The sequence below is a fragment of the Bacteroides fragilis genome (assembly GCF_019583405.1).
GTDB lineage: Bacteria > Bacteroidota > Bacteroidia > Bacteroidales > Bacteroidaceae > Bacteroides > Bacteroides fragilis_B.
The window spans coordinates 88,400-104,113 of sequence record NZ_SZUU01000001.1; the positions used below are offsets into that span (position 1 = coordinate 88,400).

Genomic DNA, 15,714 nt, shown 5'->3' on the forward strand with positions numbered 1-15,714 from the left:
GGAAGAAGTGTATGAAAAAAAAGTTCTCTCCTTTAACATTTGAAACTTAGCCGGTTAACTTATTTCGCATAAAATCCTTGAAAAAAATGTTGTAGAAAGATTTGCGTAGTTCAAAAGTTCCCTCTATCTTTGCATCGCATTTGAGAGGAAATGCGGTTAAAAAGGAAGTTTGGGTGAGTGGCTGAAACCACCAGTTTGCTAAACTGACGTACGGGTAACCGTACCGGGGGTTCGAATCCCCCAGCTTCCGCACCAAATCTCAACTTTAAGATGACAAGGGAAGAGCCGAGTTTATTGCTTGGCTCTTTTTGAATCTAATTTTCAGTCGGTGGGTTCGTCTAACGGTTAGGACACATGCCTCTCACGCATGTAATACGAGTTCGATTCTCGTACCCACTACAAATTATAATCAGCCTTTTACGATAACGTAAAGGGCTTTTTTATTGCTTTTGGGTTATGAATGATAAATATGAAGAGAGGCTTGGTACTGACCGTATGTTGCCGCTTGTATTCAGGATGGCACTTCCTGCAGTAATTGCACAAATTGTAAATCTACTCTACAATATTGTAGACCGAGTCTATATCGGACACATTCCCGGAATTGGTACACAGGCGCTTGCTGGTATCGGTGTGGCAGGTTCTCTAATTATTTTGATTTCCGCCTTCTCTGCTATTGTGGCGGGGGGAGGTGCACCCCTTGCAGCCATAGCTTTAGGGCAGGGCAATCGCTCACATGCAGGAAAAATATTGGGGAATGGTTTTGTGCTATTATTACTTTTTACGCTCCTGACATCTGCCTTATCTTATTTTTTTATGGAGCCGATACTTTTGTTTACAGGTGCGTCCAATCAGACTCTCGGATATGCTACGGATTATCTTTCGATCTACTTGATCGGTACTCTGTTTGTAGAGGTTTCTGTAGGGTTGAATACCTTTATTAATACTCAGGGCCGTCCCGGTATCGCTATGTTGTCGATCGTTATCGGAGCGCTACTCAATATCCTACTCGATCCTCTGTTTATTTTTGTTTTTGGATGGGGAGTGAAAGGGGCGGCACTTGCTACTATCATTTCGCAAGCTTGCAGTGCTGCTTGGGTATTGGTTTTTCTGACATCCGGCCGTGCTTCTTTGCGACTTGAATCCCGATATATGAAATTGGATAGGAAAGTAGTGGGTGCTATACTGGCACTGGGCGCTTCACCGTTTATTATGGCGAGTACCGAAAGTCTGGTTGGCTTTGTCTTGAACGGGTCTCTGAAAACATTTGGTGATATCTACGTGAGCGCATTGACGATCATGCAGAGTGCCATGCTTTTTGTCAGCGTTCCGCTTTCCGGATTTGCATTGGGATTTGTACCTATTGTGAGTTATAATTACGGGCATGGAAACCGGGAGAGGGTTAAAGAATGCTTTAAGATAGTGATGACCTTTATGTTCTTGTTCAATTTTATTTTGATTCTGTTGATGATCCTGTTTCCGTCTGTCATTGCTTCAGCCTTTACGTCCGATGAAAAACTGATAGAAACCGTAGTGCGGGTGATGCCCGTATTTCTGGCAGGAATGACGATTTTCGGATTGCAGCGGGCATGCCAGAATATGTTTGTCGCACTGGGGCAGGCAAAAGTTTCCATTTTCATAGCATTGCTCCGTAAGGTGATTTTGTTGGTTCCGTTGGCTCTGATACTTCCGCATCTGATGGGCGTGGTAGGAGTTTATGCTGCCGAAGGCATATCGGATGCTACGGCAGCTATTTGTTGCACAGCCATCTTCGCTGTTCAGTTCCCGAAGATTATGAATAAATTGGCGATGCGTTGATTACCGAGAGGGTTGATGTGCCGCTTTTTGTTTTTTCTTAGAGGCTATATACCATAAATAGATAGCCAATATGACAAAAACAGCCAGAATCGTGATCATCTCTGTTGGATGCCCTAACGGATCAACCCATATTTCGCTGAAGAAATCCATTCGTCCCAATATTTCCACCGGTGTCCAGAATACGATTACCGTGGCTATTGCCATGCGGATGTTTGCTCCCCAAGAGGCAAGTCGTAACTGTCGGCGAAACATGAACACTGAACCGACCAGGCAACCCATACCTATCAACATAGTCACCGGATGATGGTCCCCAAGGAAGTTACTGTCGTAACAGAACATTAGTAATAGGTAGCAACTCCATAACATCATGTTAAGTTCCATGAAGGTAACGATAGATGTATGACGGGTCATGGGGCGTGCCACGATTTCACTTTTCTTACTTCGGAACAATGCCGCCTGACACCAATTGATAAAGTTACAGCCTGTTTTTACACTAAATAGATAGAGCACCATGAACATAGCCCAGAATCCGAATGAGGTCGGCATAATCAGATATTCCGGTCGTGTTACTACTTCTCCATTTAGCATTTCGGGCTGTACTCCGTATCGGTTGGCATAGTACATAAATAAAAACTCTACCCAGCCTGTCCAAAAAAGCAGGCCACCGAACAGTCCCCAAAGCGTTTGTTTCGTGTCGTTTCGTGCGAAGACACCGATGATAACCATAAGCAATCCTACTCCTCCCATGGCAAATGCCGTATAATGGAGTGCAGTAGGAATGATCAGATGCTCCATCATAATCATTAGGGCATGTCCCAAAGGCATGGTAAATAGAACTAAAAGAAAAGAAGCAATTGTTTTCCACCAATATCTGGTTTGATTTTTCATTGTTGTTTGTCTCATTTTGGGTTATACTTAATTTAATTCATCACAATAGTAACTGATTTGTCCGCCACTGTCGCCTATCTCCGAATCGGCATTATACCAACTGATGATTTGTATCTTGAAATATCGTTTACCATCGGCGGTACGTATCACGTAGGTGTGATAAGAGGGCGTGTAAACCGGAGGGGGGCCGGCAAAACTCATGGCTTCAGCCAATATCGGATTGGCGCTGGTCAATGTTTTAGCCGGACCGGTATTGGGGTCGAACCACGGATTCTCATTAAAATCCAGCCCATGCTCTATCAGATATTTGTTCCAGTCGTTTTGCGACATTGTGACGTATACTTCAGTATCATTGTCTACCGTCCATTTCAAATCAGCGGGTAGTTGCGAAACAGTTTTCCATTTGTCATAGCTCCCATATCCCAGATCAGCGGCAGCACCCTGACCGATGCCACTGGTACCACTGTTGGTGCGCAGGCGATATCCGCAGAATGCGAGATCCCAATCTGTGCGCTCTTTCTGTTCTCCTTCAGTAATATCCTGATTGGGTGAAAGGGTATTAAACCGCTCTCCGGTACGTAAGTTGAAATAAATCCAATCGTTCGTAACACCGGTGGAATAACCGCATGTGCGGGACAGTGTCTTACCGGTAAACGGTTCGGCATCATATTTTACACACGAAGTTATTATAATGCAGCAGAATGACAAGCATAAAGCTTTAAAAACATTCATTTCTCTCATTTCTTTTTCTTTAATGCATTTATTACGTCGTCTATCATAAACTCAATCTGTACGTGTCCGCGGGCACCGGGGGTGGCGGGTACATTGAACATGGTCACTCCCGAACCCAATGTTTTGGGCTTATAGTTTAAAAGGTTGTCTACGCCCAGTGTCACTTTTACTTTATTGTAGAAGGTTTGTGAAACGGACAGATTACACAGCACATATGCCGGAAGATCGCAACGGAAGTAGGCATCCTTGCTGGTATTCTCCTCCTCAATCCATACACGATCCTGCACATCGAATTTCTTGTTACCCATAAATGATGTGCTGAATATGGCACCCAACCGATAGTTTTTGCGATTGTACTTATAGTCCAAACTGGCTGTAGCTGCGTGAGGAGAGGTGGTGTTAACCTGTACACCTTTAAGTTTGCTCACATTGACAAAACTGTAGGTGGCATTCAGCGTCAGGAAGTCAAACATGCGCCAACGTCCCAGTGCCTCCAGGCCCAGTAAGCGCTGTTTGCTGAGATTAGTGTATTCAAAATTGTATTGCATGTCATAGATTCTCCAGACTCCTTCTATTTTATCTTTAAAGTAGTTTCCGTAAACCGTACCGGACAAGAATAGTCGGTCGTTGGTGTATTCGGCTCCAACTGACATGTAGTTGTTTTTCTCCGGTTGCAGGTATTCGTTGCCTTTTATCTGAAACATGCCCAGATGGTCCCAGTTGAAGAAAAGCTCTTTGATACTGGGTGAGCGGTAACCCATTGAATAGTTGGCACGGAAACTCCATTGGTCGTTGGGTGAAAACTTGGCTGCGATTTTGGGCATTCCCATGAATCCGAAAGCATGGGAAAAGTTGGTACGCAACCCGGCGGAAATCATCCATTGTTTAGACACTTCCCATTCGTCCTGCAGAAAATATTCCGTTTCTTTCAGTGACCGTGTAGTCATTTTGCGATTCACAAAACGGTCACTTGTCAGGTCATCCGAAATATGTTCCACTCCAAAGATCAGATGGTGGGCTTTAAAGTAATTGCTGGTGATGGTCAGTCGTGGTTGCAAGATTCGGCTTTCATATACCTTCTGCCGTTCATTCCGGCGTTCGTGTCGTTTAAAGCGGTCATAAAAATCGCTATGTAAACTTCCGGTTACAGAAAACCAGTCCTTCACATGGTAAGTGGCTTTGACTCCTCCCGTCCAGTCACGTGCCTGGCTAAAAGTCAGATCTTGTATCAGGTCGTATGTATTCATGAAGAATGCGCTGCCATAGAGCAAAACCGATAAATCTTTGTTCGGATCGTAATAAACCTTTTGTGAAGCTGAAATATGCTCGGTACCTTCGATTCCCATAGGAGGACGCGCTGTAGCGCTGGTTACAATGATATCGTGAGGTAGGAAGGGATTGGCTTCCTGTGTATATATCTTCTTGTCATTTTCCGCTTGATAAAGATAGAAAGCATCACTTTCGCTGTACCATACATCTGTTTGCGAGGTAAATGCTCCCTGCTTAAAACCTGCGGAGACCCAACTTTGCAGATTTGGCCGGTCAGCATTCTTTTCGAACATGTAGAGGAAGTCACTCTTTGATGGATTTTTATAATTACGTTCGTTCATTTGCCCGTAACGCACTCCGGCATCGATACTAAGAGGTTTGTTCGTCTTTTTAGTTATCAGATTGATAACGGCTCCTGCCGCACGCGAACCATACAGAGTACTACTGGCACCTTTCACAATCTCGATGCGGTCTATGGCATGCAGATTGAAACGTTCGTAATCCAGGTTTCCCGCCATGTCTCCGGTCAGTCGTTCTCCATCCATCAGGAATAACACATGGCGTGCATCCAGTCCCTGCATGCTTATTTCATTGCCAAAGCCTACTTTCTGTATGTTCAATCCCGGTGTTTCCTGTTGCAGAGCCTGCTGCAAGTTTCCATATCCGGCGTCTACCAGTGCTTTTCCTCCCAACACCTGCGTGGTCACCGGAGAAAGTTTGATGGGACGTGCCGTGCGTGAACCCGTTATCACTACTTCGTTCAGTCCCATTACATCTTCCGTCATGTGAAGGGTCAGGTTTCGGGTTGCTTGTGTTATTTTTCCTTTCAGGGGTATGTAGCCTACCGAAGTGATGTGGTAATGGTATGTACCGGGACGAGGGAGCTTCAAGATGGCATTGCCATTCAGGTCAGTGATGGCATACAACGTCTTTTCCGGATTATCATTTTCTGCAAATTCTATATTTGCCGCTATTATCGGTTGCTCGGTCTTTGCTTCCAGTATTGTGAGTTGCACTTTTGTTTGGGCCATAGAGGCGGTACATATAAACAGAAGCAGGCATGTGATCGTTACAAATTCTCTTTTTTTCATTTTTCTAAAAGGGTGTGTGATTCACAGTTTATGATAACCCATGTTTCTTCTTATACTCTTCCAAGTCTTTTTCAAATTGTGCGAACTCCTTTTCATAGTTGTTGATGCGCGTCTTGTCTATTGTTTGCAGGAAACACTCCGAGCGAACGTTCATCATGTTGTAGTCCACAATAAAATTAATCTGGTGAGTGTCGGTATTATAATAGCCTTTTACACTACTTCCTTTAGCATTGGCCGGAGTGCCATCTTTTTCTTCTCCCCAAGTAGAGCCGTCCTCACCATAGAATTTGATCCAGCCTGCACCCGGATATTCGTCTTTTTCCCATGTGTTGAGTTGCATGGTTTGTACGTCACATTTAAAGTTGATGATCATCCCCATTTTGCCTACGGTGAAATTAAGAAGAGACACACTGAAAGTATTTGTATCTGTATTGCTCCAGTCAAACTTAAATTTGGTGGGGCATCCTTTTTCAAGCAATGTTTTATTGACACCATTCAGGGTGGCATGGGTATTCAATACGATTTCTCCGGTCAGAAAATCTTTTGCTTTCTTTACGAGCTCTTCCGAAGCTCCTCCTTTGGTTATTTCTTCGTCGGATGAACAGGATGCCAAAAATAAACAGATACTGCAAAGAATGATATAGGATAATTTTATTGTTTTCATCTTGAAAAATAGTTTTTTATGGTTTATATAATGAATATTCGGTTATTGTTTTTTTATATGAATGAAAGGTTGTTTTCTTGTCACAACAACAAGAAAACAACCTATGGTACATTAGTTCATTTTGTGGAGAATATTATAAAAAACTCTATGCTCCACTAAAATTCACTTTGTTCCTTCAAATGTAACAATTGCTTCGAATAGTGAACCTGAATATTGAGTATTTACGGTAACTGTAAACTTCAGGTAGTTTCCGGTAATTTCTCCTTCCACTAAAGCATCATAGGATAGGGGGAGTATACCGATCTTGAGTTTTACGGCACTTTCACAGGTCTGGCTGAAGTTTCCTCCGGATGCAGGGACAGTGATGTCCATCGCGTCGACCGTAATCGATCCCGGCATCGAACCTATTTTGAATGAATCAATATGAATATTGACCGTTCCGTCCCCATTATCGGTTACATTGGCAACCTTTCCATAAACCGGATTTTTTTCTCCATTCATGTAAACTCGGATCAGGTTACCCTGATAGTTACCTTCCAGACTTTCGGCAACAGTTGCTACTGAATATACGTCACTTGCTGCACTTGCAGAAACATTACTTGAAATAGCTGTCATTCCGAATAAAGCTATTCCCCAGATAAAAACTTTTTTCAACATAAGATTGGTTTTAAAATTAAAATAAAAAATAACACATATATATATGCTTGTTAGCTGTTAAATCTTCTTTGTCCAACGGAAAGCACCATAATCACTGTAGTCTCTGTATCCGGAGTCATTTAGATTTTTTTTGTAAGTACTAAGGAATGTTTTACATGCCTCTTGCTTAAATTCATTTTCTGAAATAAGGATTGTGGCTTTCTGTGCGTCAGCCAGTGGCTTTAGTGTTTCGTACGCTGCACTATAGACATACTGGAAATTGGGATAAGTGATGGTACAATTCTCGAGTTGCAATAATATGACAGCCTGAAAACCGCGGAGAAAGCTTAAATCCATTTTTTTCAATGAAGGCAGGCTGGCCAGTTCTAATTGAGAGACAAGCCCTTTGCTCTGTTCCGGAAATTTGATTTCTTTTAAATTCTCACAATCGAATACATGTAGTACATTAGAGATTGTTTTATCAAAGTCGGTTGCTTTCTGATTGGTGACAAGTGTTTTTGATAGATCCAGTTCTGTCAAATATTTGTTGTTGCTTGAACCGAAACTTGCCAACTTGGCAGATTGTGAAAGATCAATGCCCTCAGGGGTATCTGCATTCAGAATGAAAAGGGCTTTAAGGTTGTCACGAGGCATAAGATAGGCAACCGAACAATGATTCATGCACTCAACTTGCACATAGAATGGTTTGTAGAAAGGATTATTGATAAAATATTCTAATCCTTCAATTGAATGTATATTTTCATTATCCGCATACCAGGCATCTATGTTAATGCCGCTGCCTTGTTCGGTCAGGGCCATTGGCTTACTAATGTCAATCTGGTTTCCATCTTTTGTAAACAGGCTTGCAAACTTCGATTTCAGATAAGTGCGGAAGTATTCATCGGGAATATCACGCAAGGTGGTATAGGCTTGCAGGATTCCGTTTGCATTTTGCATCTGCATGTCGGTGGCTGCACTGGCCGCATGGAATGGAACCAGATCCTCTATATTGTATTTGGCCGTTTCCGGTAAATAAAATTTGGTGAGTGGATGTAAGACAGTAGTGCTCATTTCATCATTTACCATTTTTACATCTACCAAACCTTTAAAATCATATATTTTATTACCTGATAAATCAATCGCAGTAATGTTTTTGGGCAATGCGGAGAAGTCGAAAACGGGGCCATACTCATTGTTCGATAGATTAATTTCAGCAAGGTTAGGCAATACTTCCAGTCCCGATAGATTAGCAATTTGGGTACCCGATAGATCAAGCGAAGTTGTACTTTTTACTTTATCATCCTGTACCAGTTTGCCTTCTGCATTAAAGGTATATCCTTTTTGTTGCAAGACAGTTCTTAGTTCAGTATTTGTCACTTCCACTCCATTCCAATCAATGTTGTTATCGTTAGTACATGAAGTGAAACATATACCGGAAACTGCTATAAACGTGCTAATATACATTCGAATTTTGTTCATTGTTTAATGATGGGTTTTTTGATAATTAATATTTGTTTTAATCCGGTTACAAAGTTATATGCGGTTTAAAATATGTACAATACCCATTTATGGGTATTCTGCTGTTGAAGTTTAATAGTAAACTTTTTAATATAAATATATTTTATCGGTTGTTGTAGTTTGTATTTTATAAGATGACTTTTTATATAAGATATTTATGTTAAAAAGAATCGTGCTATTACTGCTTGTGTAGAGGACGGTTAAAGCGGTATTTCATCGAGATTATAAAATAACTTCCTATTTGTTGGGTGTGGTGTTCGGAAAAACCACTCGATGTCGTACTTCGGCTGTAGTTTTTCTTTTGATTCAGCATGTCTGCCCAATAGACTGATAATTCGGCCTGCTTTTTTTTCAGGAAGCGCCAGGTGATACCTGTACTCCATACTATCTGGTCGTCTTCTCCCTGCCGGATATTTGTACCATTACGAAAAGTATAGGTCGCGTCGGTTTTTAATTGTATGTTGCCGGGTAAATCGGCATAGGCATTGAATCCCAGAGAATAGTTACGGGTGTACGTATTTGTCTGCCGTAATGAATTGGAAGAGTGTTGAAAGCGCCAGTTCCCATTCAGGTCGATACTTCCCCATTTAGGGAAGTATCCCAGTCGTAAATTTGCGTTCAGTCCGGTGTTATGGGTAGTACTGTGGTCTGGTTGTTCACTTTCCCCTTCATTGATGAGACCGACATTTTGGATAAAAGATCCTCCTCCGACGGCCGAAATATTAAAACTACGGATGCGTTTCTGGTAACGTAGTGTTCCATGGATGTTCCAGTTACCATTTATGTTTACCGGATAACTCTCTCGCCCTCCCGTTTGCCGGTTATAAGTAATGGTACGGGTCTGGCTGTTTATTTCGTTTTGCCAGTTCAATGTAGCGAATATACCTTTTCGGATGTTTTGTGCTTCCAAACGGACTGATTGGCTATATGAGGGCTTCAGGTCAGGATTGCCGCGTGTGATATTTAGCGGATCGCTATTGTCGGTCAGTGAAAGCAAGTCGGGTAGGGAAGGTTGTCGGGTATCTCCCCGATAGTTCAAGCGTATCAGACTTTTCCCTTTTTTCCACAGAATGGTGAATGTCGGTCGGAATCCGACTGAATACATGGTAGTATCAGCTTGTCTCAGCCCTGTCTTCTGATCCAGACTGCGTTGCTCAGGCTGAATCGATAGTCCGGTAACAATGTTCCATACCCGGGTGGAGTAGTTTATATGGAAAGAGACTTCGTGTCCGAGTGTGCGACTGTGGCTTCGGTTACTAAGGCTGTCGGTATACCCGGTTTCATACTGCGGAGGCAGATAGCCGGGAGGATCTGTTGTTTCATCCGTCACACCGGATAGGTTATAAGTGTTACGGTCGCTCTGCTGTTTGCTATAGTTCAAATTGTAAGAGAGCTGCATTTGAATTTTTTTTGTAAAAGGGTGAGTGAATATCAGTCCGATATTCTGATTCCGGTTTCCGTTAGGGCTTCGCTGATATTGATTCCGATAGAGAACCGAGTCATTCCCTAAGCTATTTTCCAATTGGTAATAGGTGGTTGACGAAATAGTGAAACTTTCATTTTTACCTTTGCTGTCACTATATTGTGCCATCAGGCTGAGGCTGCTTCCTTTTCGGTTTATTTGGCGCGTGATGTTGGCATTGAAAGTATATTGGAGGCGCTTGTCTGTAGATAATGAATTCATTGTTATATCGTTGAGTCGCATATCATCGGGGATATTACCGATATTGCCGAAAGGGTCTGACGTTTCGAGATTGGGATTCTCGTCGAATGCGGCTTGCCGGTTGTTATTGGTGTTGTTCCCTCTGCCTGAGTTCAGATTGCCGGAGAAGCTCACAAAGGTCTTTTCGTTTATTTGCCAACGCAGGGCAAGCATAGAGTTTATGGTATGGTTTCGGTTTGTACTTTCACCGGCAGAATATTGGTATTTATTTCCTGTACTCAGGTATTGTTCATAATATCCGGCCGATTTATTACCGTTATTGTTATGATTATAAGTCGTATTACCATTAATGGTCAAATTTTTGCCGAATCTTTTCACAAAGTTAAGTGCTATGTTATCCTGTATATTGTCCTTGTAACTGGTTGTCATGTTACGGTTACCCGAACGGACGATCAGTGAAAGGTTCTCGCCGCCTTTTTTAAAGTAGTTACCTAATAATTCAAGGTCCTTCTTATTATAGTTGCCCAGTCCGGCTTTACCCGATGCCAGCAAAGTGCTGTTGAATTCTTTTTTGGTTTGCAGGTCTAAGACATAATTTTCTTTTCCGCTACTGACTCCTGTCGTTTTTTCCAGATCATTTTTTTTATCGTATACCTTTATTTTATTGATCAGTTCTACCGGTAAATTTTCCAATGCCAGACTGTTATTTCCGGAAAAAAAGGCTTCACCGTTAACGTTGATTTCAGTAATGGGCAGACCATTATAGACCAGAGTTTTATCTTTGCTGTTGTATTCCAACCCGGGAATACGTTTTACGAGATCTTCCAGATAACTACCTTCCGGTGTTTTATAAGCAGACGCATTGATTATGGTAGTATCGCCTATCTGCTCTATTTCACGTACTTGTGCGGTAACTGTTACTTCATCCAGTTCGATACCCTCTTTCAGTACAATGTTTTCCAGATGAATGTCAGGAACATTTTCTGTTAACTTATGGAATACTGGTTGCATTCCTGTATAAGAAACTTTCAATAAATAGCGTTTACCTTTGTACGCAGGATACCGGAGGTCAAACTTCCCATTTGCGTTGCTTGTCGTGCCTTTAACAAGCGTAGAATCTTTTTCGTTGATGACGAGAACGCTGGCGTAAGGTAAGGACTCTTTTTCTTTTGCGTCTGCTGCCATGCTCCATATTTGTCCGCTGACTCTTTGGGGCTGTTGGGCATATAGCTCAATAGCCATTCCGGAAATTAAAAGCAATAAGATACAGGTTTTACGCACGTCCATTTCGTATGTTTAGTATGAATGGTTGCAAAATTAGCGAGTTTCAGGTTTGCGTTCAATACCTTTTATTAGGTATAATAATCAGATTTATGAGTCATAGTTCTCAATGTATGTAACCGGAATTATATATAAAGGATGGGAGTGCAGATTATCGGATATAAAAAAAGGCTACTCTCACGAGCAACCAATCTTTGTTAACCTTAAATCTAATACTATGAAAAACACATTGCAAATGTACGAATTTGGATTATATCTGCAAATTATTCGGATATAAATCTCCGTTTTGTAACGTTATTTAGCGAATTGTTGTTTTCTGTTAACATTTGCTATGTCCTTTTTAGAACTTTCTGCCTTCTTTTTCCTGTTTCCCTCTTTTATTTAGGTGATTCCCTCCGCAGATGTAGGTTTTTTCTTTTCATGCGAATCATTTCTTTCCCTACTTTTGTTCATATCAAACTGATATAACTAAAAAACTATACGATATGAAGACTTTAGCTTTTAAGTACTTAAAATTGTTTCTGCTGGCAGTGGCAATGATAAATCTTACTTCGTGTGAGGTTGAGATAGATGACTTTTATGATGATGACAACATCGGAGGTTCGTATTATAATAAATCCCTTGATCTTTGCAGTCGTGCCTGGGCGGATACGTTTTATGATGTCGATGGGAACTATTGCTATCAGGAGCTGAATTTTTATCTCGATCGTCATGGAGAAGATTATATCCGGGTGGAATATCCCAACGGACGTTATTCCGAATCGGTGTACTCCTTTACCTGGAATTGGGAGGATCGTTCACAATACTCCCTTCGGATGGTCTATGGTCCCGGCGATGTCTCTTATCTCGACGATGTCTGGATTCGGGGTAATGTGCTAAGCGGGTACTTGGATGGACACGATAATTATGTTGACTTTACCGGAGTGAGATAACCTAAACTTTTATATAGATAATTGCAGGCGGATTGATATATTCTTGATATATGTCAATCCGCTTTTTCAGTGTTTTTAGATACCTTTGCAGCCCGAAACGGATAAGGTAAAATGACACACAGAATTCAACAGGAAAGCATAAAGAGACGTCTGGCAAAACTGGCTGCTCCTATTTTTATTGAGACATTACTGATTATGATGCTGGGAGCGGTGGACACCATTATGTTGAGCCGTCACTCTGACAATAGTGTAGCCGCTGTCGGAGTTGTCAACCAGATTATTATGCTGACTTTTTTGGTGTTTGAGGTGATCAATCTGGGGACATCCGTACTTTGCTCGCAATACCTCGGGGCAAGGCTTGAAAAGAAGGTGGTACAGGTAGTGGTGGTGTCGTTGCTTGTCAATTTGTTGGTCGGCGGGATAATCAGTCTTTTTCTGTTTACAATGGCCCGGACTATCCTGCAATGGATGGGCTTGGGGCCGGAACTAATGGCCGACGGTATGGATTACATGCGTATCGTGGGTGCATTCGCTTTTTTTCAGGCTATTTCTCTCACTCTTTCCGCTTCATTGCGCAGTGCCAATAAAGCCGTATATCCGATGTTGGTGACGGTAGTAGTCAATATTCTTAATATTATCGGTAATTATTCGCTGATTTTCGGTAAGTTCGGCTTTCCCGAACTCGGGGTGGAAGGGGCGGCTATTTCTACAGCTTTCAGTCGTGGAGTATCTATGGTGATTTTGTTTATCATTCTGTTCCGCAAACACATTCATCGTTTCCCGTTAGCCTACTTCCGTCCGTTTCCTTTTATCGAATTGAAGAATCTGATGCGGGTCGGTCTGCCTTCTGCCGGAGAGCAGCTTTCGTACAGTTCATCGCAGGTGGTCATTACTTTTTTTATCAATATGCTTGGAGTCGAGGCACTGGCTACCCGTACTTATTGTGTCAACATCATCATGTTCGTCTATTTATTCAGTATCTCCATGGCTCAGGGAGGAGCTATCTGTATCGGGCATTTAATAGGGGAGAAGAAACCTCATGCAGCCTTTCTGCTCGGTAAGTACGTCATGAAGAAGTCTGTAATGATTACACTGATTCTTTCCGGTATTATTGCCGCTTCCGGACACGCTATACTGGGCTGGCTGACCTCCAATCCTGAAATCATCCGTATGGGAGTGATTGTATTGCTGATTGATGTGGTACTTGAGATAGGACGTCCCATTAATATTTTTGCGACGAATGCCCTTCGTGCGGCAGGCGACGTGAATTATCCTTTCTATGTAGGGTTGGTTGTGATGTGGAGTGTGGCTGTCGGTATAGGTTATTTATTTGGAATTTATTGGGCTTGGGGCATTTGCGGTATGTGGGTTGCCTTTGCTCTCGATGAAAACATTCGCGGAATTATCTTTGTTCGTCGTTGGTATGGGATGAAGTGGGTGAATAAAAGCTTTGTGAGGTCGTAAATAGTTGCTATCTTTGCCGACGCTAATGCATCCTTATGCGTTTTACGGATACATTGGCTTATGGATACATTGGTAAATTATTCACATGGAGTGGTTATATAGTCTCTTTATCGAACATTCTGCTTTGCAGGCAGTTGTCGTTCTTTCCCTGATTTCCGCCATTGGGCTCGGATTGGGCAAAATTCATGTTTGTGGCATTTCGCTTGGTGTTACCTTTGTCTTTTTTGCCGGCATTCTGGCCGGGCATTTCGGATTGTCCATTGATCCGCAGATGCTGAATTACGCCGAGAGTTTCGGACTTATTATCTTTGTATATGCTTTGGGGCTACAGGTTGGTCCGGGCTTTTTCAGTTCATTTCGTAAGGGAGGAGTTACGTTGAATATGCTTGCCATTGCAGTGGTGATCCTGGGCACATTTCTTACCGTTGTTTGCAGCTACACGACAGGGGTTTCCTTACCCAATATGGTAGGTATTCTATGTGGTGCCACCACCAACACTCCGGCTTTGGGAGCAGCCCAGCAGACATTGAAACAGATGGGGCTCGAAAGCAGTACACCTGCTTTGGGATGTGCCGTGGCCTATCCTCTCGGAGTGATCGGGGTGATTCTGGCGGTTCTGTTTATCCGTAAATTGCTGGTACGTCGGGAAGATCTCGAAGTAAAGGAGAAAGACGATGCCAACAAAACCTATATTGCCGCTTTTCAGGTACACAACCCTGCTATTTTTAATAAAAGTATTAAGGATATCGCTCATATGAGCTATCCTAAATTCGTCATTTCCCGTTTGTGGAGAGACGGCAATGTCAGTATTCCCACTTCCGAAAAGATTATAAAAGAAGGTGACCGCTTATTGGTTGTTACATCCGAAAAAGATGCATTGGCCCTTACCGTGTTGTTTGGCGAGCAAGAGAATACGGACTGGAATAAAGAAGATATCGACTGGAATGCTATCGATAGCCAGTTGATTTCACAACGCATCGTTGTCACTCGTCCGGAGTTGAACGGGAAGAAGTTGGGAGCTCTTCGTCTGCGCAATCATTACGGAATCAATATTAGTCGTGTCTATCGTTCCGGGGTACAATTGTTGGCTACTCCCGAACTTACCTTGCAGTTGGGTGACCGTCTGACAGTGGTCGGCGAAGCGGCTGCCATCCAGAATGTGGAGAAGGTACTTGGAAATGCCATCAAAAGCTTGAAAGAACCCAATCTTGTGGCTGTGTTTGTAGGTATTATCCTGGGATTGGCTCTGGGAGCCGTACCTTTTTCAATTCCCGGTATCAGTACTCCTGTCCGGCTCGGACTTGCAGGCGGCCCTATCATTGTAGGTATCCTGATCGGAACTTTCGGCCCCCGTTTGCACATGATTACCTATACCACTCGCAGTGCCAATCTGATGCTCCGTGCCTTGGGGCTGTCCCTTTATCTTGCCTGCCTTGGTTTAGATGCAGGTGCCCATTTCTTCGATACGGTATTTCGTCCCGAAGGTCTTTTGTGGATCGGCCTTGGCTTCGGTCTGACCGTTGTGCCTACTGTACTTGTGGGTTTCTTTGCTTTTAAGATTATGAAGATCGATTTCGGCAGCGTTTCCGGTATGTTGTGTGGCAGTATGGCCAATCCGATGGCATTGAATTACGCCAATGATACCATCCCCGGAGATAATCCGTCAGTAGCTTATGCTACGGTCTATCCGTTGAGTATGTTCCTTCGCGTCATTATAGCCCAGGTGCTGCTCATGTTTCTTCTATAGCCATTCAGGCGAAA

General features: G+C 42.7%; 11 protein-coding genes and 2 tRNA genes. 6 read left to right on the top strand and 7 right to left on the bottom strand.

Annotated elements, in window-relative coordinates; translation table 11 throughout:
• Positions 1-163 precede the first annotated feature (163 nt).
• From FDF36_RS00310 to FDF36_RS00320, 3 genes are all read left to right on the top strand, one after another.
• Positions 164-250 (top strand) — tRNA-Ser (locus FDF36_RS00310).
• Positions 251-327: 77 nt separating this feature from the next.
• Positions 328-399: transfer RNA gene (locus tag FDF36_RS00315), tRNA-Glu, on the top strand.
• 57 nt (positions 400-456) lie between these two features.
• Positions 457-1,815, top strand: a complete 1,359-nt coding sequence (locus FDF36_RS00320; protein WP_220389903.1) for an MATE family efflux transporter — start codon at positions 457-459, stop codon at positions 1,813-1,815.
• Here the strand turns inward: FDF36_RS00320 and FDF36_RS00325 are convergent, their stop codons facing one another.
• From FDF36_RS00325 to FDF36_RS00355, 7 genes are all read right to left on the bottom strand, one after another.
• A complete protein-coding gene (locus FDF36_RS00325) occupies positions 1,816-2,703 on the bottom strand; it encodes a hypothetical protein (RefSeq protein WP_234070473.1) in 888 nt (295 codons plus the stop codon).
• A 27-nt stretch (positions 2,704-2,730) separates the two neighbouring features.
• A complete protein-coding gene (locus FDF36_RS00330; protein ID WP_220389905.1) occupies positions 2,731-3,444 on the bottom strand; it encodes an HmuY family protein in 714 nt (237 codons plus the stop codon).
• Entirely contained in the window at positions 3,441-5,795 is a 2,355-nt protein-coding gene (locus FDF36_RS00335; protein ID WP_220389906.1) for a TonB-dependent receptor, read from the bottom strand. Before FDF36_RS00335 ends, FDF36_RS00330 begins: the two co-directional genes overlap by 4 nt.
• Before the next feature lie 28 nt (positions 5,796-5,823).
• On the bottom strand, positions 5,824-6,459 hold the full coding sequence (locus FDF36_RS00340) for a DUF4903 domain-containing protein (protein WP_005808896.1): 636 nt from the start codon (positions 6,457-6,459) through the stop codon (positions 5,824-5,826).
• Positions 6,460-6,621: 162 nt separating this feature from the next.
• A complete protein-coding gene (locus tag FDF36_RS00345; protein WP_005776588.1) occupies positions 6,622-7,116 on the bottom strand; it encodes a calycin-like domain-containing protein in 495 nt (164 codons plus the stop codon).
• A gap of 57 nt (positions 7,117-7,173) precedes the next feature.
• Positions 7,174-8,574, bottom strand: coding sequence for a leucine-rich repeat domain-containing protein (locus FDF36_RS00350; RefSeq protein ID WP_220389907.1), 1,401 nt, complete (start codon positions 8,572-8,574; stop codon positions 7,174-7,176).
• Positions 8,575-8,791: 217 nt separating this feature from the next.
• On the bottom strand, positions 8,792-11,563 hold the full coding sequence (locus FDF36_RS00355; protein ID WP_220389908.1) for an outer membrane beta-barrel protein: 2,772 nt from the start codon (positions 11,561-11,563) through the stop codon (positions 8,792-8,794).
• A gap of 479 nt (positions 11,564-12,042) precedes the next feature.
• Between FDF36_RS00355 and FDF36_RS00360 the strand changes: the two genes are divergently transcribed.
• The 3 genes from FDF36_RS00360 to FDF36_RS00370 all read left to right on the top strand — a co-directional run bounded on the left by FDF36_RS00360 (position 12,043) and on the right by FDF36_RS00370 (position 15,700).
• Entirely contained in the window at positions 12,043-12,489 is a 447-nt protein-coding gene (locus tag FDF36_RS00360) for a hypothetical protein (RefSeq protein ID WP_005819635.1), read from the top strand.
• A gap of 111 nt (positions 12,490-12,600) precedes the next feature.
• Positions 12,601-13,953 carry an MATE family efflux transporter gene (locus FDF36_RS00365; protein WP_220389909.1) on the top strand — a complete coding sequence of 451 codons (1,353 nt, stop codon included), beginning with the start codon at positions 12,601-12,603 and terminating at the stop codon, positions 13,951-13,953.
• 85 nt (positions 13,954-14,038) lie between these two features.
• Positions 14,039-15,700: a putative transporter gene (locus FDF36_RS00370; RefSeq protein ID WP_032539394.1), complete on the top strand. Its 1,662-nt coding sequence runs from the start codon at positions 14,039-14,041 to the stop codon at positions 15,698-15,700.
• The last annotated feature ends 14 nt before the right edge of the window (positions 15,701-15,714 follow it).

Bases quoted from the DNA above. Each gene is read 5' to 3' on its own strand.
- FDF36_RS00320 (WP_220389903.1), top strand. From the start codon at position 457: ATGAATGATAAATATGAAGAGAGGCTTGGTACTGACCGTATGTTGCCG.
- FDF36_RS00325 (WP_234070473.1), bottom strand. From the start codon at position 2,703: ATGAAAAATCAAACCAGATATTGGTGGAAAACAATTGCTTCTTTTCTT.
- FDF36_RS00330 (WP_220389905.1), bottom strand. From the start codon at position 3,444: ATGAGAGAAATGAATGTTTTTAAAGCTTTATGCTTGTCATTCTGCTGC.
- FDF36_RS00335 (WP_220389906.1), bottom strand. From the start codon at position 5,795: ATGAAAAAAAGAGAATTTGTAACGATCACATGCCTGCTTCTGTTTATA.
- FDF36_RS00340 (WP_005808896.1), bottom strand. From the start codon at position 6,459: ATGAAAACAATAAAATTATCCTATATCATTCTTTGCAGTATCTGTTTA.
- FDF36_RS00345 (WP_005776588.1), bottom strand. From the start codon at position 7,116: ATGTTGAAAAAAGTTTTTATCTGGGGAATAGCTTTATTCGGAATGACA.
- FDF36_RS00350 (WP_220389907.1), bottom strand. From the start codon at position 8,574: ATGAACAAAATTCGAATGTATATTAGCACGTTTATAGCAGTTTCCGGT.
- FDF36_RS00355 (WP_220389908.1), bottom strand. From the start codon at position 11,563: ATGGACGTGCGTAAAACCTGTATCTTATTGCTTTTAATTTCCGGAATG.
- FDF36_RS00360 (WP_005819635.1), top strand. From the start codon at position 12,043: ATGAAGACTTTAGCTTTTAAGTACTTAAAATTGTTTCTGCTGGCAGTG.
- FDF36_RS00365 (WP_220389909.1), top strand. From the start codon at position 12,601: ATGACACACAGAATTCAACAGGAAAGCATAAAGAGACGTCTGGCAAAA.
- FDF36_RS00370 (WP_032539394.1), top strand. From the start codon at position 14,039: ATGGAGTGGTTATATAGTCTCTTTATCGAACATTCTGCTTTGCAGGCA.